Annotated in this window: 1 protein-coding gene; it reads right to left on the bottom strand. The window is 65.2% G+C overall.

What is annotated here, in order from left to right; translation table 11 throughout:
* A partial coding sequence (locus D9V41_RS16595; RefSeq protein ID WP_279432364.1) for a proton-conducting transporter transmembrane domain-containing protein occupies positions 1–405 on the bottom strand: 405 nt, incomplete at both ends.

Genomic DNA, 405 nt, shown 5'->3' with positions numbered 1-405 from the left:
CCGGCCTCCATCAGCGCGAGCTTGCCGAAGAAGCCCGAGAACGGAGGGATTCCCGCGAGGTTCATCGCCGGCACGAAGAACATGATCGACAGAATCGGCGCGAGCCGGGCGAGACCGCCGAGCCGATCGAGGTTCGTGGTGCCGGCCCGGTACTCGATGAGGCCGGCCACGAGGAACAGCGTGGTCTGGACGGTGATGTGGTGCGCGATGTAGAAGACCGCGCCGGTCATGCCCAGCTCGGTGCCGACGGCGATGCCGAACAGCATGTAACCGATGTGACTGACGAGCGTGAAGGACAGGACACGTTTGACGTCCGACTGCGCGACCGCGCCGAGGATGCCGATGACCATCGTGAGGATCGATGCCCACAGCAGCAGCGTGCGCAGATTGTCCCCCGGGAAGAGC

The sequence above is a fragment of the Aeromicrobium phragmitis genome (assembly GCF_003674095.1).
Taxonomy (GTDB): Bacteria; Actinomycetota; Actinomycetes; order Propionibacteriales; family Nocardioidaceae; genus Aeromicrobium; species Aeromicrobium phragmitis.
Note: the sequence above shows the minus strand (reverse complement) of the source record. Positions and strands in the feature narration are given on the sequence as shown.